This window comes from Bradyrhizobium sp. USDA 4341 (assembly GCF_054063755.1).
Window position 1 is genome coordinate 3,695,025 of sequence record NZ_JBSSGO010000002.1, and the last position, 19,334, is coordinate 3,714,358.

Annotated in this window: 17 protein-coding genes, 1 tRNA gene and 2 pseudogenes; 11 read left to right on the forward strand and 9 right to left on the reverse strand. The window is 64.6% G+C overall.

Going from position 1 to position 19,334, the window contains the following annotated elements; all coding sequences use genetic code 11:
- Nucleotides 1-4: 4 nt before the first annotated feature.
- From ACVIGB_RS23465 to ACVIGB_RS23475, 3 genes are all read right to left on the reverse strand, one after another.
- Complete coding sequence (locus ACVIGB_RS23465; protein WP_092126760.1) at nucleotides 5-622, reverse strand: LysE family translocator; 618 nt, start codon at nucleotides 620-622, stop codon at nucleotides 5-7.
- 208 nt (nucleotides 623-830) lie between these two features.
- The gene (locus tag ACVIGB_RS23470; RefSeq protein WP_456720846.1) at nucleotides 831-1,373 is read right to left on the reverse strand and encodes a hypothetical protein; all 543 of its coding nucleotides are present in this window, start codon (nucleotides 1,371-1,373) and stop codon (nucleotides 831-833) included.
- 7 nt (nucleotides 1,374-1,380) lie between these two features.
- Entirely contained in the window at nucleotides 1,381-2,820 is a 1,440-nt protein-coding gene (locus ACVIGB_RS23475; RefSeq protein ID WP_456720845.1) for an LVIVD repeat-containing protein, read from the reverse strand.
- 120 nt (nucleotides 2,821-2,940) lie between these two features.
- Here ACVIGB_RS23475 and ACVIGB_RS23480 point away from each other — a divergent pair, with 120 nt between their 5' ends.
- From ACVIGB_RS23480 to ACVIGB_RS23495, 4 genes are read left to right on the forward strand one after another with little or no spacing between them, the layout of a single operon-like run.
- The gene (locus tag ACVIGB_RS23480) at nucleotides 2,941-3,255 is read left to right on the forward strand and encodes an ArsR/SmtB family transcription factor (RefSeq protein WP_028333124.1); all 315 of its coding nucleotides are present in this window, start codon (nucleotides 2,941-2,943) and stop codon (nucleotides 3,253-3,255) included.
- Complete coding sequence (locus ACVIGB_RS23485; RefSeq protein WP_092124149.1) at nucleotides 3,248-3,712, forward strand: SRPBCC family protein; 465 nt, start codon at nucleotides 3,248-3,250, stop codon at nucleotides 3,710-3,712. The genes ACVIGB_RS23480 and ACVIGB_RS23485 overlap by 8 nt, the downstream gene beginning before the upstream one ends.
- Nucleotides 3,705-4,172: an SRPBCC family protein gene (locus ACVIGB_RS23490; RefSeq protein ID WP_092124148.1), complete on the forward strand. Its 468-nt coding sequence runs from the start codon at nucleotides 3,705-3,707 to the stop codon at nucleotides 4,170-4,172. The genes ACVIGB_RS23485 and ACVIGB_RS23490 overlap by 8 nt, the downstream gene beginning before the upstream one ends.
- Nucleotides 4,173-4,204: 32 nt before the next feature.
- Nucleotides 4,205-4,717, forward strand: coding sequence for an SRPBCC family protein (locus ACVIGB_RS23495; protein ID WP_456720844.1), 513 nt, complete (start codon nucleotides 4,205-4,207; stop codon nucleotides 4,715-4,717).
- 165 nt (nucleotides 4,718-4,882) lie between these two features.
- Here the strand turns inward: ACVIGB_RS23495 and ACVIGB_RS23500 are convergent, their stop codons facing one another.
- The 5 genes and pseudogenes from ACVIGB_RS23500 to ACVIGB_RS23520 all read right to left on the reverse strand — a co-directional run bounded on the left by ACVIGB_RS23500 (nucleotide 4,883) and on the right by ACVIGB_RS23520 (nucleotide 9,966).
- Complete coding sequence (locus ACVIGB_RS23500; RefSeq protein ID WP_456720843.1) at nucleotides 4,883-6,493, reverse strand: acyl-CoA synthetase; 1,611 nt, start codon at nucleotides 6,491-6,493, stop codon at nucleotides 4,883-4,885.
- A 158-nt stretch (nucleotides 6,494-6,651) separates the two neighbouring features.
- Nucleotides 6,652-8,173 (reverse strand): annotated as a pseudogene (locus ACVIGB_RS23505) (FAD-dependent oxidoreductase).
- A gap of 93 nt (nucleotides 8,174-8,266) precedes the next feature.
- Complete coding sequence (locus tag ACVIGB_RS23510; RefSeq protein WP_456720841.1) at nucleotides 8,267-8,734, reverse strand: hypothetical protein; 468 nt, start codon at nucleotides 8,732-8,734, stop codon at nucleotides 8,267-8,269.
- Between the two features lie 15 nt (nucleotides 8,735-8,749).
- The gene (locus ACVIGB_RS23515; protein ID WP_092124143.1) at nucleotides 8,750-9,205 is read right to left on the reverse strand and encodes a GatB/YqeY domain-containing protein; all 456 of its coding nucleotides are present in this window, start codon (nucleotides 9,203-9,205) and stop codon (nucleotides 8,750-8,752) included.
- A gap of 58 nt (nucleotides 9,206-9,263) precedes the next feature.
- Nucleotides 9,264-9,966: pseudogene (locus ACVIGB_RS23520) on the reverse strand (alpha/beta fold hydrolase).
- Between the two features lie 161 nt (nucleotides 9,967-10,127).
- On the opposite strand from ACVIGB_RS23520, the gene carA reads away from it, so the two are divergent.
- From carA to ACVIGB_RS23540, 4 genes are all read left to right on the forward strand, one after another.
- The gene (gene carA, locus ACVIGB_RS23525) at nucleotides 10,128-11,321 is read left to right on the forward strand and encodes a glutamine-hydrolyzing carbamoyl-phosphate synthase small subunit (protein ID WP_456720839.1); all 1,194 of its coding nucleotides are present in this window, start codon (nucleotides 10,128-10,130) and stop codon (nucleotides 11,319-11,321) included.
- A gap of 136 nt (nucleotides 11,322-11,457) precedes the next feature.
- Nucleotides 11,458-11,955 (forward strand): PaaI family thioesterase, encoded by a 498-nt coding sequence (locus ACVIGB_RS23530; RefSeq protein WP_456720838.1) that lies wholly within the window; start codon nucleotides 11,458-11,460, stop codon nucleotides 11,953-11,955.
- A gap of 127 nt (nucleotides 11,956-12,082) precedes the next feature.
- Nucleotides 12,083-13,183 carry a mandelate racemase/muconate lactonizing enzyme family protein gene (locus tag ACVIGB_RS23535; RefSeq protein WP_456720837.1) on the forward strand — a complete coding sequence of 367 codons (1,101 nt, stop codon included), beginning with the start codon at nucleotides 12,083-12,085 and terminating at the stop codon, nucleotides 13,181-13,183.
- Between the two features lie 62 nt (nucleotides 13,184-13,245).
- Nucleotides 13,246-13,797, forward strand: coding sequence for a hypothetical protein (locus tag ACVIGB_RS23540; protein WP_456720836.1), 552 nt, complete (start codon nucleotides 13,246-13,248; stop codon nucleotides 13,795-13,797).
- A 124-nt stretch (nucleotides 13,798-13,921) separates the two neighbouring features.
- Here the strand turns inward: ACVIGB_RS23540 and ACVIGB_RS23545 are convergent, their stop codons facing one another.
- Nucleotides 13,922-14,461, reverse strand: coding sequence for a Dps family protein (locus ACVIGB_RS23545; protein ID WP_456720835.1), 540 nt, complete (start codon nucleotides 14,459-14,461; stop codon nucleotides 13,922-13,924).
- Nucleotides 14,462-14,587: 126 nt separating this feature from the next.
- On the opposite strand from ACVIGB_RS23545, the gene ACVIGB_RS23550 reads away from it, so the two are divergent.
- From ACVIGB_RS23550 to carB, 3 genes are all read left to right on the forward strand, one after another.
- Nucleotides 14,588-15,277, forward strand: coding sequence for a class I SAM-dependent methyltransferase (locus ACVIGB_RS23550; protein WP_456720834.1), 690 nt, complete (start codon nucleotides 14,588-14,590; stop codon nucleotides 15,275-15,277).
- Between the two features lie 77 nt (nucleotides 15,278-15,354).
- Nucleotides 15,355-15,430 (forward strand) — tRNA-OTHER (locus ACVIGB_RS23555).
- A 339-nt stretch (nucleotides 15,431-15,769) separates the two neighbouring features.
- Nucleotides 15,770-19,234: a carbamoyl-phosphate synthase large subunit gene (carB, locus tag ACVIGB_RS23560; RefSeq protein ID WP_456720833.1), complete on the forward strand. Its 3,465-nt coding sequence runs from the start codon at nucleotides 15,770-15,772 to the stop codon at nucleotides 19,232-19,234.
- Nucleotides 19,235-19,334 lie beyond the last annotated feature (100 nt).

Consider the following 19,334-nt stretch of genomic DNA (forward strand, 5'->3'; position numbering starts at 1 on the left):
AGGCTCAGCGCGCGCGGGTGAGCGCCAGCCAGATGCCGCCGCCGATCATGAAGCCGCCGGAGATCCGCGACATCAGCCGGGTCCGCTCCTTGGAGAAGAACTTTCGGGCGCGGCCGGCCGCCAGCGCGTAGGCGGCGTCGGTCAGCACGGCGGTCGCCATGAAGGTGACGCCGAGCAGCGCCACCTGCGGAATGTGCGGCTTGTCCATGTCCATGAACTGCGGAATGAAGGCGCCGAAGAACACCAAGACCTTCGGGTTCGAGAGCAGCACCAGAAATCCCTGCAGGAAGAAGCCGCCGCGTGGCGGCGGTGGCCGATCGTCGGTGCCGACGCCCTCGACCGGCGAGCGGATCAGCTTGATGCCGAGCCAGACCAGATAGGCCGCGCCGGCGAAGCGCACCCAGTCGAACCAGTACCCCATCGTCGCCATCAGCGAGGTTAGCCCGACCGCGACGATGCCGATCACGATCGCGAGCCCGACCTGCGCGCCCAGCACATTGGTGAGCGCGGCGCGCGTGCCGTAGCGCAGCCCGTTGGCGATCACCATCGTGACGATCGGACCGGGCAACAGCGCCAGCGCGATGCAGGCGGCGACGAAGGCGAAATAGGCTTGCAGGGACATGATGGGCTCTTCTGCTTTCTTTGTCGTCATTATGCACGTGAGCGGCGGTCATGGAAATATCCCCGCTCCCTCGCCCCGCTCTTGCGGGGAGAGGGGCTCCCTCCGCTAGGCGGTGCAAGTGGATAGACCTGTACCCCCTCACCCGGATCGCATCTCGCGATGCGATCCGACCTCTCCCCGCAAGCGGGGCGAGGTAAGGGAACCCAATTCAGCGACCTTCCATCGCGGCCGTCATCCACGTTTTCATCTCTCGCGACTCCAGAAACTGCAACGTCGCCCGCTGGACCTGCACCGCATCTCCCCCGCCCTGCGCCGCCACCGCCATGAGATCGCAGCGATGCGAGGCCGCGATGCCGATCGCGGTACGCTTCCCCTCGGGCATCTCGATATCATACGCCCTGATCCGTCCGCGCATATCGGCAACATCGACGACATCGCCGGCCTTCAGCGGCACAAAGCGCGGGCTGATCATGTCGACATCGGAAACGCGATCGACCTCGTCGTCATCGGCGACGCCGCTGTCGCAGTTGCAGAAGCCGAGCTTCGGCCGGAGATAGACCTCGACCTCAGTGCCGCACTCCGTCACACCGCAACGGAAGGCGCGGCCGGCGGGCCAGCCGTCGCGCGGGAACGGCCACGCGATCTCGCGCCATTGCGCGGGGTGCGGCGACGCCATCTCGTAGCCGGCCACGGCCGACAGGCCGCCGAGCGCCAGGAACATCGCCGCGATGACCGGCCATGAGCGCATCATCGCCGGCTCACGGCAGACCGGCGACGGCCCGCGCCGCGCCGGTCAGTTCGAGAATATGCAGGCCGGTGTTGGCGCGGTCGACCGCGTAGATGTAGCCGCGCGCATCGGTCTCGACATTGTTGGTCTGGATCGCGACCTTGCAGCGGTCCTTGCCGTCGATCGTGACGCAACGCTTGTCGGTCGCTGCGGTGATAGAGGGAATGAAGTACCCGACTTCCCTCGGATGATAGGGATCGCGGATATCGAGCGCGCGGACGCCGGCATTGAAGAAGGCGATGAAGGCCAGCTTCCTGTAATAGACCGGCGCCATGCTCTCGTTCGACGAATGCGAGCCGAACCGGCCGCCGCGCTCGCAGAATGCGCCGGAGGCCTCAGGCACGGTGTAGCTCGAGATCAGCATCGGCCGCGCTTCCGTGGTGACGTCGGCGAACCACACCATCTGCCGCGCCTCGCCGCACTCGTTCTGGATCGCCTCATCGACGATCATCACGATGTCGCGGCTCTTGCCGTCCTTGTCATGGGCGAACTCCGCGATCGGCATGCCAGGCATCGGAAACACCGTGTGCGCGCCGTTCAGCGCGGACAGCGGCATCCGCGCGATCTCCGGGAATTTCAGATTGTCCGGCGTCGGCTCCTTCGGCCCGTTCAACAGCTTCTCGCGATCGACGATTTGCAGGAAGCCGCCCTTGTCGGTGCCGTAGCCGAAATAGACGCGGTTGCCCTGCGGCCCGGTCGAGATCGGCCCGTGCAGTTCGGTCGGCACCGCGCCGGTCGCGCCCGGCTCCTGCCCGGGCAGGCCAAAATCCCTGATCTTCTTTGGCTGCGCCGGATCGGAGAGATCGTAGATTTGCGTCATGCGCCGGGTGCGCCAGTCCGGCGCGCCCGACACCAGGAGCGCGATGCCGGTGTCGCATTCCCAGAAATTCTTGTGCGTGTCCTTCAGCCCGCCGATCCGGCTGACCAGCACGGGATTGGCGGGATCGGCGACGTTCCAGATCTCATGCGCCTCGCTGCCGAAGGTGCGCAGCATGTAGACCGCGTTGCGATCGCCCTTCGGCAGATCCTTGCCGTCGCAGATCCGCACCATCTGCGCGCCGCCGGATTCGTATTTGCCTTCCTGCCCTGGGATGTGCCGCAGATATTTCGGATGCGCGGCATCGGTGACGTCGACGATCGAGGTGCCATTGGGCTCGGCCTTGCGGGTCATCGGGTTGACGGGATCGGGAATGTCGTCGGTGCCGCCGTGATGGCCGATGTAGGCGATCCATCTGTCGCCCTGGTGATGGATGGTTGGCTGATAGGCGCTGCGTGCCTGCAAGTCGCTGGTTCCAACCAGCCGCATGTTGGAGGCTTCGGGCGGGTCGCCGATCTTCTGCTGGGCGCTCGCAGCATTTGCGAGCAGGACAAGAAGAAACGTGCAGCAAACTGCCGTCGCGCGACCACCCATGCGCATCACCCCGAGTTCCATACCAATCTGCGTTGGCTGCGCGAGACGCTAGCATGGCGATACCGGCGCCCAAACACACGCTCTTGACATGCAACCATTTGGTTGCCTATTATCCGACCCATGGATGAAGTCTTCAAAGCCCTCGCGGATGCCTCACGGCGGACGCTGCTTGACCGGCTTCACGACCAGAACGGGCAGACGCTCGGCGAGCTCTGCGACGGCCTCGACATGACGCGTCAGGCCGTCACCAAGCACCTTGTGATTCTCGAGGAGGCCAACCTCGTCACCACGATCAGGCATGGCCGCGAGAAGCTGCATTACCTCAACCCGGTCCCGATCCATCAGATCGGCGAGCGGTGGATCAGGAAGTTCGAGCGCGGGAAGCTCGCCGCGCTCAGCGAATTGAAACGGCAATTGGAGAAGCGTGATGAGTAAGCCGGATTACGTCTACGTCACCTATATCGAGACCACGGCCGAGAAGCTGTGGCATGCGCTGACATCGAGCGACTTCACCGAACGGTTCTGGTTCGGCTATCGCATCAGCTCGGACTGGAAGGTCGGTTCGCTTTATCATCTGACCAAGGACGGCCGCCGCAGTGTGCAGGGCGAGGTGCTGATCGCCGATCCACCCAAGAGGCTCGCTTACAGCTGGGACGTCGTGAAGGAAGGCGTCGAGCGCGAGGGGGTCTCACGCGTGACCTTCGACATCGAACCGCACGGCGGAGTGGTCAAGCTGACCATGACGCACGACAACCTCGGTCCGAAGACGCTGCGCGACATCTCGGGCGGCTGGCCTATGGTGATTGCAAGCCTGAAGAGCTTCCTGGAGACCGGACGCGAATTGCCGGCCGACCTGCTCACCAGCGGCGCCAGGGAGGCCTACCATGCCTAAGCCCGAATTCGTCTACGTCACCTATATCGAGACCACGCCGGACAAGCTTTGGGACGCGCTGACCGAGAGCACTTTCACCCGGCAGTACTGGTTCGACACCGAGCTGAAATCGGACTGGAAGGTCGGCTCGCCGCTCGCGCTGGTGATGGGCGGCAAGACCACCGACACCGGCGAGATCCTCGACGCCGATCCGCCGCGGCGTCTCGCCTACACCTTCAAGCACGTGCTCGACGATGACATGCGCGAGGAGCCGGCGACCAAAGTGGTCTTCACGCTCGAACCGCATGGCAAGATCGTGAAGCTGACCGTGACCCATGAGGGCTTCGGCGCGGGCAGCAAGCTGCTCGACGGGATTTCCAGGGGCTGGCCGGCGATCCTGTCCGGGCTCAAAAGCCTGCTCGAGACCGGCAAGGCGGTCACGATCCCGCCTGCCGCGCTCGGGATCGACGGCTTCGAATGACAATGAAAATCTATCGAAGGACACGTGCGGACATGAACATCGAGAAATTCAAACCGGCGATCGTCTATGCGATCTACATCGCCGCCACGCCGGAGAAGGTGTGGCAGGCATTGACGAATGCCGAACTCAGCCGGCAATATTTCTCCGGCAACGCGGTCGAGGTCGATCTTCGGGTCGGCGGCGCCTACATCGTGCGCACGCCCGACGGCGCGCTGCACATCTCCGGCGAGGTGATCGCGTGCGATCCGCTGAAGCGGCTGACCGTCACCTTCAACGTCAACTGGCCGCAGCTCGTCGAAAAGCTCGGGCCGACGCTCGTCACCTACGAGATCGAGCCAGCCGGCGACGGCGTGAAGCTGACCTTGCTGCAATCGCACGACCGCCCGATCAGCGACGACATCCTGTCCGGCGGGCGCACCGGCTGGCCGGCGATCCTCTCCAGCCTGAAGAGCCTCGTGGAGACCGGCAAGGCCATGGTGATCCCGATGCAGCCCCCGCAGCGCATGCTGGCCGCGCTGAAGGAATTGGGCATCCCGATGCCGTGAACATACTCCACTGTCGTACTCTACTGTCGTCCCTGCGGAAGCAGGGACCCATAACCACCGCTCAGCGTGGTGGAGCACGCTGGGGCCACCGCGTCGCGCAACATTAAACGGCTGTGGTTATGGGTCCCGGGTCGCGCTTCGCTTGCCCGGGACGACGGTGGAGAGTTATCCCAGCGCCCGCAACTCCCGCCGCAGCACCTTGCCCGTCGCCGTCATCGGCAGGCTGTCGGCGAACTGCACGAAGCGCGGATATTCGTGGGCGGCGAGCTGGACCTTGACGAACTCCTGGATCTCGCGCGCCAGCGCGTCGCTTGGCGCATGGCCGGGCCGCAGCACGATCCAGGCCTTGATCGATTCGGTGCGGATCGGATCGGGGATGCCGACCACCGCCGACATCGCGACCGCCGGATGCTTCATTAGCGTGTGCTCGATCTCGGACGGGCCGACGCGATAGCCGGCGGTCGTGATGACGTCGTCCTCGCGGCTGACGTACCAGAAATAGCCGTCCTCATCCTGGACGCCGAGATCGCCGGTCAGCAGGAATTCGCCGGCGTATTTCTTGCGCGTCGCTTCCGGATTGCGCCAATACTCGATCATGGTGCAGGGGCACGGCTGACGCACGCCGATGATGCCGCGCTGTCCCCGCGGCAGCTCCTCGCCCCTGTCATTGACGATGCGGACGTCGAAGCCCGGCGTGGCGCGGCCCATCGAGCCCGGGCGGATCGGAAACAGATTGGAATTGCTGCCGATCACGAGATTGCATTCGGTCTGGCCGAACACCTCATGGGCATCGATGCCGAAGGTCTCGCGCACCCAGCCAAGCAATTCGCCGCCGAGCGACTCGCCACCGGTGAAGATACTGCGCAGCTTGACGCCGGAATTCGTCACATTGGCCTGCCGCATCAGCTTCAGCGCGGTCGGCGGCAGGAACACGTTGCGGATGCCGAGTTCGGCCATCATCTGCATCGCCGCCTGCGGCTCGAACTTGCGGGCGCGGTGACCGACCATCGGAATGCCGTGGTACCAGAACGCGAACAGGCCGTTGATCAGGCCGCCGATCCAGGCCCAGTCGGCCGGCGTCCACATCAGGTCGCCGGGTCGCGGCAGGAAATTGTGGCACATCTCGACATTGGGCAAATGGCCGAGCACGACGCGATGCGCATGCAGTGCGCCCTTCGGATTACCGGTGGTGCCCGACGTGTAGATGATCAATGCGGGATCGTCGGCCGAGGTGTCGACGGTCGCAAATTCCGGTGATGCCGACTTGATCGCGCTCCAGAATGACTTCGTACCGGCCGGCGTCTTTTCGCCGACGATGTAGACGCTCTTCAGCTCGGGCAGGCGATCGCGGATCTTGGCGATCTTCTCCCAGCCGGTCTCATCGGTGATGACGGCTTTCGCCGCGGAGTTCGACAGGCGGAATTCGAGCGCGTCCTCGCCGAACAGCGCAAACAGCGGGATCGAGATCAGCGCCGCGCGGAACGCCGCGAGATGCGCGACCGGCAACTCGAGCGATTGCGACAGGAACACCGCGACGCGGTCACCGCGCAGCAGGCCGTCGGCGGTCAGCACATTGGCGAAGCGGCGCGAGGCGTCCGCGACGTCATCGAACGAGGTGCGCGTGCTGCCGCCATCCTCGTCGACATAGACCAGCGCAAGCCGCCCGGTGCCGTCGGCATGGCGGTCGCAGCAGGCCGTCGCCATGTTGAAGCGCGCTGGAACGTCCCAGCGGAAGTTGCGATAGAGCTCGTCGTAGGTTTTGGCTTCCTGAAGCATGGCCGCAGACTAGAGCCTTTTCCGTTCCCATGGAATCGGAACGGGGCGCTAGATTCTTGTTTGACGCGTTTTCTTCACGCGACCCGGTCTCCCATTTCGCTTGAAAACGCTCTCGACCATCGCCGTTCGACCATAAACCCTCCCTGCGGGGAAAGCGGTCAGGCTGCCGCCCGCTGCATTGCGATCTCAGCCTTGAGGCTTTCGCGGTCACGATAGATCGACGCGACCGCGAGCACGCGCCCGCCGCGCTTGTAGCGGAGCATGCAATCCCGGCCGGCGATGCTGCCGTCCACCGCGATCTCGTCCCACTGCTCGGCGTGCCCGACATAGTTGATCGGCACGTCGTAATGCTGGCTCCAGAAGAACGGCACCGCATCGAACACCTCGCGCTGCCCAAGCATATTCCGCGCGGCGGTCTGACCCTGGCGCTCGGCCACCACCCAGTGTTCGACCCGGATGTTCTCGCCGCTGTGCGGATCGGGCCAGCGCGCGATGTCGCCGGCCGCGTAGATGCCGGGAACGCTGGTCTCGAGATAGGCGTCCACTTTCACGCCGCGATCGATGGCGAGCCCTGCTCCCTCCGCCAGCGCCAGCCGCGGCTTCACGCCGACACCGAGCACGACGAGGTCGGCATCGAGCACCGGCCCGCTCTTCAGGCGCGCGCGCTTGCCGTCGATCGCGGTCACGGTGTCGCCGAGGTGGAAGACGACGCCATGCTCCTCGTGCAGCGCGCGGACGAAATCGCCCATGTCGGGCCCGAGCACGCGCTCCAGCGGCCGCTGTTCCAGCCCGACCACGTGAACCTCGATCTCCCTCGCGCGCAACGAGGCCGCAACCTCGAGCCCGATGAAGCTTGCGCCGATCACAACCGCGCGGCGCGCTCCGCTGGCCGAGGCGATGATCGCGCGGCAATCGTCGAGCGTGCGCAACACGTGAACGTGGGGCTGATCAGCGCCTGGGATCGGCAGCCGTAGCGGCTCCGCACCGGTCGCCAGCAGCAGCCGGTCATACGGAATCGTTTCGCCGCCGGCGAGCAAGACGTTGCGGTGGCCGGCGTCGATCGACTGGACCTCGGTCCTGAGCCTGAGATCGATCGCCGCGTCAGCATAGAAACTGTCCGGTTTCAGCGGCAGCCAGTCTTCCGGCGCGCTGCCGGCGAGGAAGTCCTTTGACAGGTTCGGCCGATCCACCGGCGACGCGGTCTCGCCGCTCAGCATGACGATGCTGCCGCGATAGTCCTGCCGTCGCAGCATCTCGGCCGCGGCAAAGCCTGCCGCGCCTCCGCCGACGATGACGATCCTGCCGGGCGCATCGCGCGGGCCCTTGACGCGGGGTTTCGGCTGCTCGCGCTTCTCGCGCACGATGATGCGATCGCCCTCGCGCTCGACCTTCCAGACCGCGAGCGCGTTGAAGGCGGGCGCGGCGGTCGCTTCACCGGTGCGAATGTCGAAACAGGCGTGATGCCAGGGGCAATGGACGGTCTCGCCCTCGACCACACCTTCGGCGAGCGGGCCGTGGTAATGGCTGCAATGCGCATCGATGGCGAAAATATCCGCCCCCCGAACGCACCAGCAGCACGTCCTCGTCGCCGACATGGCCGAGCAACATCGTGCCCGAGAATTCGGCGAGTGCCACACCTTGTGTCAGATCCGGACCGGAAGGAGCTTGCTGATCGGCCATGGCCTATCTCCAGTTTTTCCAGAACTACACCCGAGGGCGCCGCCTTCGCAGGGCCCTGCACGGGTCCGTGGCGCACCTTTCGGCAGACCGAAATCAGCTTCCCTGCATGTAGCGGACCGGGTTCTCCTTGTCCGCCTTGAAGATATCGGCGGCCTCGGCGAACAGCGCCGCAACGGCTGGCGGCTTCAGATCAACAAACGCCTCGAAGCTGAAATTGTTGCCGCCCGCCCGCAATTCGCCGAGCGTGCCGGCGTAACAGGACACCAGCGGCTTGCCGCCACGGGTCACCGCGACATAGACGCTGATGTAGTTCTTCTGCAGCGCCAGCCCGATCACGGGCCAGACAGCCGTCTTGCCGGACCTGATCGCATAGCGAAACTGACCGTAGCCGATCATGTTCATGCGCATGCCGGCCTCACCGGCCGGCGTGCCCGCATGGAAATGCCGCTTGAGCGAAGGCGCGGCCTTTCGCATCACCGCATGCAGTTGTTCGAGATCCGCGGTCCGGCCGGGATCGAAGGCGAGGTAGGCTTCCAGACTGTCCGCCGCGACACGAAACACCGGAAGCCTCCGCCGCTATCCCGCGAGCGCCGCCTTGACGAGGCCGCTGGCCTTGCCGAAATCCATCTGGCCGGCGTATTTCGCCTTCAAGGCGCCGATCACCTTGCCCATATCCTTGATGCCGGCCGCATTGGTCTCGGCGATAACAGCCGCGATCGCGGCCTTCACGTCGTCGTCGGACATCTGCTTCGGCAGATAGGCGGAGATCACGGCGATCTCCTCGCGTTCCTGGGCGGCGAGCTCGGCACGGCCGCCCTTGTCGTAGAGCTCGACTGATTCCTGGCGCTGCTTGATCATCTTCTGCAGGACGCTCAGAAGGTCGGCATCGGACAGTGGCGGCTTGCCCTGCCCGCGCGCGTCGATGTCGGCGTTCTTGATGGTCGAATTGACCATGCGCAGCGTGGAGAGCTTGCGCTCGTCCTTCGCCTTCATCGCTTCCTTGACCGCCGTATTGATGTCGTCGCGCAGCATCCTGATGTCCTTAAGCCGGTAATCTCTTCATGTAGGCAGTTTGGGACGACTGGACAACCTAGTTCCTGAGCCATTCGACCAGCGCATCGGCGCAGGCCTGCGGCTGCTCCAGTTGCGGCAGGTGACCGCAATTGGCGAGCACCACGAGCTTTGCCCCGGGAATGCCGTTGGCCATCTCGTCCGACAATAAGTTCGGAACGGTGTTGTCGGTATCCGACGTCAGCACCAGGGTCGGGCACTTGATCCAGGCCATGCTCGGCCGCGAATCCGGCCGGCTGAGCACCGCATTTTGCTGGCGGATGAAGGCTTCCGCGCCGACGTCCTCGCTCATGTCGTCAACGATCCGGGCGCAGGCTTGTATCGCCCAGCCGCGACGGATGCACGAAGCCGGGAAACAGCTCGTCGACCACGCTCCGATACTGACCGTTTTTGGCACGCTCCATCATGCCGCGGCGGCGCGCGGTTGCTTCCGGCGTGTCAGCCCTCGCCTGGGTGCTCATCAGCGCCAGTTTCGCCACCCGCTCGGGCGCCTGCCGCATGATCTCAAAGGCGATGTAGCCGCCCATCGAATGCCCGGCGAGCGCAAAGCGCGGTGGCGCCTCGGCCAGGATCCGGCGGGCGATCGCGCCCATATTGTCGTCCCTGACATGGTTGGCGACCGTGACCGGCCCGCACCGCCACAGCGCCGGAATGACCGGGGCAAATATCCGCGGTGAGCAGATGAGGCCCGGGACGAGCAGGATCGGCATCGTATTGTCCATGCGGGAGCTCCGGACCGGGTCATTTTCGGCAAGCAAACGGCCGCTTCAAGGAACTTTAGATTAAAAGGCCGTTCAGGCCTGTCAAATCGGCGGGTATTGCCGTGTGAATCCGTGCCCTTTCGCTTTGACGCCGCAGGGTGCGGCGACTATTTAAAGGGCTCATGACAACCCCCGAAAACGCTCCCGCCTGGCCGGACCACAAACCGACCGCGCTCCTTGTGCTCGCCGATGGTACCGTGCTGGAAGGCTTCGGTCTCGGCGCGGAAGGCCACGCCGTCGGCGAGGTCTGCTTCAACACCGCGATGACCGGCTATGAGGAGATCCTCACCGATCCGTCCTATGCCGGGCAGATCATCACCTTCACCTTCCCGCATATCGGCAATGTCGGTACCAACGAGGAAGACATCGAGACGGTGAACATGGCCGCGACACCCGGCGCACGCGGCGTGATCCTGCGCTCGGCGATCACGGATCCCTCGAACTACCGCGCCACCAAGCATCTCGATCAGTGGTTGAAGGCGCGCGGCATCATCGGCCTGTCCGGCATCGACACAAGGGCGCTGACCGCGCTGATCCGCTCCAAGGGCATGCCCAACGCCGTGATCGCGCACGCCAGGAACGGCGAGTTCGACCTGCACGGCCTGAAGGAAGAGGCCCGCGAATGGCCCGGCCTCGAGGGCATGGACCTGGTGCCGATGGTCACCTCCGGCCAGCGCTTCACCTGGGATGAGACCCCCTGGGAGTGGGGCAAGGGCTTTGGCCAGCAGACCGCGCCGGAATTCAACGTCGTCGCGATCGACTACGGCATCAAGCGCAACATCCTGCGCCTGCTCGCCGGTGTCGGCGCCAAGGTGACCGTGGTGCCGGCGACGACGGCGGCCGAGGATATCCTGGCGATGAAGCCGGACGGCGTGTTCCTGTCGAACGGCCCCGGCGACCCCGCCGCGACCGGCAAATATGCCGTGCCCGTCATCCAGAGGGTGATCGCTTCGGGGACGCCGACCTTCGGCATCTGCCTCGGCCATCAGATGCTCGGCCTCGCCGTCGGCGCCAAGACCATGAAGATGCATCAGGGCCATCACGGCGCCAACCATCCGGTCAAGGACGAGACCACCGGCAAGGTCGAGATCACCTCGATGAACCACGGCTTTGCGGTGGACCAGGCCACGCTGCCTGCCGGTGCGACCCAGACCCATATCTCGCTGTTCGACGGCTCCAATTGCGGCATCGCGCTCGAGGGCAAGCCGGTGTTCTCGGTGCAGTACCACCCCGAGGCCTCGCCCGGCCCGCGCGACTCGCACTATCTGTTCCAGCGCTTCGCCGATTTGATGCGGAAGAAGAAGCAGGCGGCTTAAACACACCCGTCATTGCGAGGATGCTCGTGACAAAATTGCAAAGGCAATTTTGCACTGAAGCGACGAAGCAATCCATCTATCCCCGCATGGAGCGATGGATTGCTTCGCTCCGCTCGCAATGACGGAGATTTTCCCGATGACCGACAGCGCCACCCCGAAGCCCGTCTACGGCGTCTCCTCGATCGAGGTGATGGCGTCGATGCCCGGGCTCGACTTCGTGCGCGGCATCTTCGCCCGCACCCTGCCGGAGCCGCCGATCATGGAGAACGTCGAACCGTTCGACTGCACCGCCGAGTCGGGCCATGTGGTGATCCACAGCATCCCCGGGCTGCGCCACTACAACCCGATCGGCTCGGTGCACGGCGGCTATGTCGCGATCCTGCTCGATTCCGCAATGGCGCTCGCGGTGCAGACAACATTGCCGAAGGGTTCGGGCTACACCACGCTGGAGTTCAAGATCTCCTTCGTCCGCGGCATGAGCCAGGACACCGGCAAGATCCGCACCGAGGGCCGGGTGCTCAACGCCGGCCGTCGCGCCGCGACCGCCGAAGGCCGCATCACCGATGGGAACGGCAAGCTGATCGCGCACGCGACCACGACCTGCATGGTGTTCGAGCTTCCCAAAAGCGCCTGAAGGCAATCACGTCTTGGCGCATTGGAGGCATGACGAAGCGCGCTGGATTGGCGGCCGTGCTCTGTGATTGAGTTCCCCTGTCCGAGATCAGGCAACATGATCCGGCCTGGAAGGAAGGAAACGTCCGATGACCTCAGCCAATCCAGACATGACCATCCGCGACATCCGCGTCACGATGCTGCGGCTGCCCTGGGCCGACGATCGCTGGCTGAAGGGCGCAGCGCTGGGCGCGACGCGCGACATCCTGATCTGCGACGTCGAGACCTCCGGCGGCATCACCGGCATGGGCTATCTGTTCGTGTTCCGCCCGGCGATGCAGTCGATTGCGGCCTGTCTCGACGAGTGCATCATCCCGCGCGTGATCGGCAAGGATGCCACCGCGATCGAGGCGATCTGGCGCGATCTGTGGACGGCGACGATGACCTATGGCCGCGGCGGCATCGCCGCGATGGCCATGTCGGCGCTCGACATCGCGCTGTGGGATGCGGTGGGAAAACGCGCGGGCCTGCCGCTGCACCGGCTGTGGGGACACTATCGCTCGGAAATCCCCATCTATGGTTCCGGATGCTTCCGCGGCGCCGGCGGCGACGGGATGATCGAGAAGGCGCTGCATTTCGTCAAGCAGGGCTACAAGGCGATCAAGATGCAGGTCGCGCATGTTCACACGCCCGCGCAGGATCTCGACAATGTGCGCCGCATGCGCGAGGCGCTCGGGCCCGACATCGACATCATGATCGATGTCAACATGGGCTGGAGCGCCGATGTCGCCATCGAGATGGGACGCAAGTTCGAGAAGTACGATATCTACTGGCTGGAAGAGCCGGTGCCGGCCGATGACTTCGCCGGCTATCAGCGCATCGCGGCGGCGCTCGACATGCGCGTCGTCGGCGGCGAGACGCATTTCACGCGCTACGATCTGCGGCCGTTCTTTCTCAATCCCTGCCTGCCGATCCTGCAGCCCGACCCGATGCGCGGCGGCATGACCGACCTGCGCAAGATCGCGGCGCTTGCGGACACGTTCGGCATCACCATCGCGCCGCATCTGTTCCCCGAACTCAACGTGCACCTTCTGGCTTCGATCCCGAACGGTATCTGGTGCGAGAACATGGCCCTGATCGACGACCTCTGGGTCGATCCGCCGGAGATTGCCAATGGCATGATCACGGCGCCGGAGCGGCCGGGGCATGGGCTCAAATTCAAGGATGAGGTGCTGAAGTTCAAGATCTAGCGGGAACGGTTTCCGGACCGACGGTTTGATATCACCGCCCCTCGCAACGCTGGAGAGCCGTCATGCCGGTGGTGAGTAAGGATGCCGAACCCCTGACTATCGTCTTTCAGGACGACGGCCTGGTGCCGAACAATCCGATGCCGTTCCTGGTCTACAAGGCCGCGGTCGACGTCGGCAAAAATCCCGAGGCCACGATCGAGCAGCTGTTCGGCGACAATGGCTGGGGCGCGATGTGGCGCAACGGCGTCTACGACTTCGCGCATTACCACGCCACCGTGCACGAGGTGCTGGGCGTCGCCCGCGGCAGCGCGCGGGTGCAGTTCGGCGGCGAACGCGGGCGTGCGCTGGAGATCGCCGCCGGCGATGTCGCGATCCTGCCGGCCGGCACCGGGCATCAATGCCTGTCGGCGAGCGCCGACTTCAGCGTGGTCGGCGCCTATCCGCCGGGCCCGCCGATGGACCTGCAACGGCCGACGCCGGAGAATCACGCCAAGGCGCTGAAGACGATCCCGCTGGTGGCCATCCCCGCCACCGATCCGGTGATGGGCACGAATGGGCCGCTGGTGCGGCTGTGGCATCCTGTCCGTCGTCCCGGCGAAGGCCGGGACCCATAGCCACGGGATCGTGTTGTCGCATCGCGCTGGGGCTCCAGCGCCGCGCAACAATTGCCAATGGTGGTTATGGGTCCCGGCCCCCGTGCGCAATTGCGCACTAGGCCGGGACGACGTGTATGTGGAGCTACGCCGCGTTGCTGCCTTCCTGGCGGCTTGCTTCGAACAGGAACCAGGTGCGGCGCTCGGTTTCGTCGATGAAGGTTTCGAGCAGGCCGGCGGTGCCGGAATCCTCATGGTCGTCGGCGAGCTTGTGCGCCTTGCGCATCGCTGCCGCCATGTGCTTGTTGTCTTCCATCAACTCGCGCAGCATTTCGCGCGGCGGGACAAAGTTCTCGTCATTGTCCTTGATGGTCTGATGCTTGGCGATATCGCCGATCGACCTCAGCGTCGCACCGCCGAGCTTGCGCACCCGCTCGGCGAGCTGGTCGGTGGTCGCGAAGATCGCGTCCGATTGCTCGTCCAGCAACAAATGGTAATCATGGAAATGCCGGCCGCTGACGTGCCAGTGAAAATTCTTGGTTTTCAGGTAGAGCGCGAAGGCGTCCGCCAGAAGCGTGTTGAGCGAGGCCGAGATGGTATCCACCGCAGCTTGCGGGAGATCGTTCGGCGTATCGAGATCGGGCGAGATCTTGTCAGTCTTAGCGTCAGTCTTGGCTTTGCTCACGTTGGACCTTCCTGTTAGGAACCCCCGTATTTCGGCGCATTGAACATTGGCCGCCGGACCGCTAACGCATCATCAGCCCACCTGTTCCTGGAAGTCAGGAACCCGTTCTGCCGGATACCAAACGCGATGGATGAATGGATCGACTATTACGATTCCACGCATACGATCTATGCGAGCCGACTGCACCGCGACCTGCATTTCCAGGTCATCGCAAACGACATCATCGGCTACATCACCTCGCCCGACGCCGTGGTGCTGGACTATGCCTGCGGTGAGGCGCTGTCGGCGGCGAAGGTCGCAAATGCCTGCGCCCAGCTCTATCTGGCGGAGCCGGCGCCCGGCGTGCGCGGCCGCCTGGTCGCGCGCTTCGCATACGACACCAGGATCCGCGTCCGCTCGCTCGATGAGCTGAAGAACATGGCGGCGGATTCGATCGACCTCGTGGTGATGAACTCGGTGGCGCAATACATGACGCCGCAGGAGCTCGACTCCGCGTTCGACGTGATCCACCGCCTGCTGAAGCCCTCGGGCCGTTTCGTGCTCGGCGATATCCTGCGGCCGGAAGTCGGCATGGCCAGGGACGTCATCGCGCTGCTGCGCTTCGCGGCGACGCATGGCTTCCTGCGCGATGCCTTGATCGGGCTCGCCTCGACCGCACTGTCCGATTACCGGCAGCTGCGCACCAGGATCGGGCTGCAGCGCTACCGCGAAGACGAGATGATCGCGAAGCTCGCCGCCGCGGGCTTTGACGCCACGCGCGCGCCGCGCAACATCGGGCACAATCCGTGGCGGATGACATTCGTGGCCCGCCACTGATCAGAGGTTGAACAACATATTAGGGTTAACCAAAAGTAAACGTAGCGGCCGCTGAAATAATCAGCAATGATCCACTCGGCCCGGTGGCGGAAGCGTCGACGCGGCAGTGGTGCAACACTGTTTATCCTGGTTCAACTCCAGGCCGGGCCTCCAGCCTTCGCTGCTCACGGGCTACGCGTGGCGCAGCCACGCAGGACCGGCGGGGCAAAGCGTGTCCGGCGTAGCTTGAGCGTAGCGAAAGCGTAGACGGACTGAGCAGTTGGCCCCCCGCATCCTGAGCACCCCCAACCGGGCATGGGTCGATGAGCCATTTCCCCCAGAATCGCAGTTGATTGGGCGTTTTTGGGGGTTTCGCAGGTGCGGAAACTGGTCTAAAGACCACCCGCGCGCGAGGGATCGCGCTTCCGGCGCTACAAAATGTAGCGCATGGCTCGAGGGACGCGCGGGACGCGCGCCCTTTTTTTGTGCCCAAATTCCAGTCCGCGAGAGCTGATGCCCAAAAGAACCGACATCTCCACCATCCTGATCATCGGCGCCGGTCCCATCGTGATCGGCCAAGCCTGCGAATTCGACTATTCCGGCACGCAGGCGGTGAAGGCTCTGAAGGAAGAGGGTTACCGCGTCGTCCTCGTCAATTCCAATCCGGCCACCATCATGACCGATCCGGAACTGGCGGACGCGACCTATATCGAACCGATCACCCCCGAGATCGTCGGCAAAATCATCGAGAAAGAGCGCAACGTCGTACCGGGCGGCTTCGCGCTGTTGCCGACCATGGGCGGCCAGACCGCGCTGAACTGCGCACTCTCGTTGCGCCGGCAGGGCACGCTCGACAAGTTCGACGTCGAGATGATCGGCGCCACCGCTGACGCCATCGACAAGGCCGAGGACCGCCAGCTGTTCCGCGAGGCCATGACCAAGATCGGGCTGGAGACGCCAAAATCGCGGCTCGCCAACGCCTCGGCGCTGAAGAAGTCCTACCGCGACAAATACCTTGCCGAGCGGGAGAAGCTGTCCGGCGAGGCGCTGGAAGAACTCGAACGGCAGTGGACGCTTGGCGAGAACGAACGCCGCAAACGCTATCAGGAGCACGCGTTCGGCGAGGCCTTGATGGCGCTGTCGGAAATCGGCTTGCCCGCGATCATCCGGCCCTCCTTCACCATGGGCGGCACCGGCGGCGGCATTGCCTACAACAAGGAAGAGTTCCTCGACATCATCGAGCGCGGGCTCGACGCCTCGCCGACCAACGAGGTCCTGATCGAGGAAAGCGTGCTCGGCTGGAAAGAGTACGAGATGGAGGTGGTGCGCGATAAGAAGGACAATTGCATCATCATCTGCTCGATCGAGAATCTCGATCCAATGGGCGTGCATACCGGCGATTCCATCACCATCGCGCCGGCCCTGACGTTGACCGACAAGGAATACCAGGTCATGCGCGACGCCTCGCTGGCGGTGCTGCGCGAGATCGGGGTCGAGACCGGCGGCTCCAACGTCCAGTTCGGCATCAACCCCGTCGACGGCCGCATGGTCGTGATCGAGATGAATCCGCGCGTGTCGCGCTCGTCGGCGCTGGCTTCGAAGGCCACCGGCTTCCCGATCGCAAAGGTCGCAGCCAAGCTCGCCGTCGGCTACACGCTGGACGAAATCGCCAACGACATCACCGGCGGCGCCACCCCCGCCTCGTTCGAGCCGACCATCGATTACGTCGTCACCAAGATTCCGCGCTTTGCGTTCGAGAAATTCCCCGGCGCCTCAACGACGCTGACCACGTCGATGAAGTCGGTCGGCGAAGTGATGGCGATCGGCCGCACCTTCCAGGAGAGCCTGCAGAAGGCCCTGCGCGGGCTCGAGACCGGCCTGACCGGCCTCGACGAAATCGAGATCGAGGGGCTCGGCCGCGGCGACGACAAGAACGCGATCCGCGCTGCGCTCGGCACCCCGACGCCGAACCGCATCCTGCAGGTCGCGCAAGCGATGCGGCTCGGCTGGACCGACGAGGAGATCTTCAACTCCTGCAAGATCGACCCCTGGTTCCTGGCGGAGATGCGCGCCATCGTCGAGACGGAGGACAAGGTCCGCCGCAACGGCCTGCCGCCGAACGCGTTCGCAATGCGGACGCTGAAGGCGATGGGCTTCTCCGATGCGCGGCTCGCCGTGCTCACGGAAACCACCGAAGCCGACGTCACCGCCAAGCGCCACGCGCTCGGGGTGCGCCCGGTGTTCAAGCGGATCGACACCTGCGCGGCCGAGTTCGCTTCGCCCACCGCCTACATGTATTCGACCTATGAGCGGCCGTTCGCGGGCGAGCTGGCCGACGAGAGCGCGCCCTCGGACCGCAAGAAGGTGATCATTCTCGGCGGCGGACCGAACCGCATCGGCCAGGGTATCGAGTTCGACTATTGCTGCTGCCACGCCTGCTTCGCGCTCGAGGACGCCGGCTACGAGACCATCATGGTCAACTGCAATCCGGAGACGGTGTCGACCGACTACGACACCGCCAACCGGCTGTATTTCGAACCGCTTACCGCCGAAGACGTGCTGGAGATCGTCGCGACCGAGCGCAAGAACGGCACGCTGCACGGCGTGATCGTGCAATTCGGCGGCCAGACCCCGCTGAAGCTTGCCCGCGCGCTCGAAGCCGCCGAAGTGCCGATCCTCGGCACCTCGCCTGACGCGATCGACCTCGCCGAGGACCGCGACCGCTTCAAGCGCGTGCTCGACAAGCTCCGCCTCAAGCAGCCGAAGAACGGCATCGCCTATTCGGTCGAGCAGGCCCGCCTGGTGGCCGCCGATCTCGATCTGCCGCTCGTGGTGCGCCCGTCCTACGTGCTCGGCGGCCGCGCGATGCAGATCATCCGCGAGGAGACCCAGCTCAACGATTACCTGCTCGGCACCCTGCCCGAGCTGGTGCCCGCCGACGTCAAGGCACGCTACCCGAACGACAAGACCGGGCAGATCAACACCGTGCTCGGCAAGAACCCGCTGCTGTTCGACCGCTATCTGTCCGATGCGACCGAAGTCGACGTCGACTGCCTCTGCGACGGCAAGGACACCTTCATCGTCGGCATCATGGAGCACATCGAGGAAGCCGGCATCCATTCCGGCGACTCCGCCTGCTCGCTGCCGCCGCATTCGCTCGACGCGAAGACCATCGAGGAGCTGGAGCGGCAGACCCGCGAGCTCGCGCTCGGCCTCGACGTGGTCGGCCTGATGAATGTGCAATACGCCATCAAGGACGGCGAGATCTACGTGCTCGAGGTCAACCCGCGCGCATCCCGTACCGTGCCGTTCGTCGCCAAGGTGATAGGCATGCCGGTCGCCAAGATCGCGGCGCGGATCATGGCCGGCGAAAAGCTCGCCGACTTCAAGCTGAAGAAGAAGAAGCTCGACCATGTCGGCGTGAAGGAATCGGTGTTCCCGTTTGCGCGCTTCCCCGGCGTCGACACCGTGCTCGGACCGGAAATGCGTTCGACCGGCGAAGTGATGGGCATCGACCGCTCGTTCGAGGTGGCATTCGCGAAGAGCCAGCTCGGCGGCGGCACGCGCGTGCCGCGGCAAGGCACGGTGTTCGTCTCGGTGCGCGGCGACGACAAGATGCGCATCGCGGATGCGGTGCGGCTGTTGCACTCGCTCGGCTTCAAGGTGATGGCGACCTCGGGCACGCAACGCTATCTCAGCGATCACGGCGTGCCGACGGAAAAGGTGAACAAGGTGCTCGAAGGGCGTCCGCACATCGTCGACGCCATCACCAATGGCGACGTCCAGCTGGTCTTCAATACCACTGAAGGTCCGCAGGCCCTGGCGGACAGCCGTTCGCTGCGGCGGGCTGCCCTCTTGCATAAAGTGCCATATTACACCACTCTTTCAGGCGCGGTGGCGGCCGCGCGGGGGATCCGGGCCTATCGGGACGGGGACCTTGAGGTCCGCACGCTTCAGAGTTACTTTTCCGAAAGCTGACCGCTGCCCGGGCTGAAGGCCCGAAGCGGTCAATTAGCCGAATGGCTGGAACTCACCGCGCGATTGGATGTTGTCACGGCCCTTAGCGGGGCCGAAAATC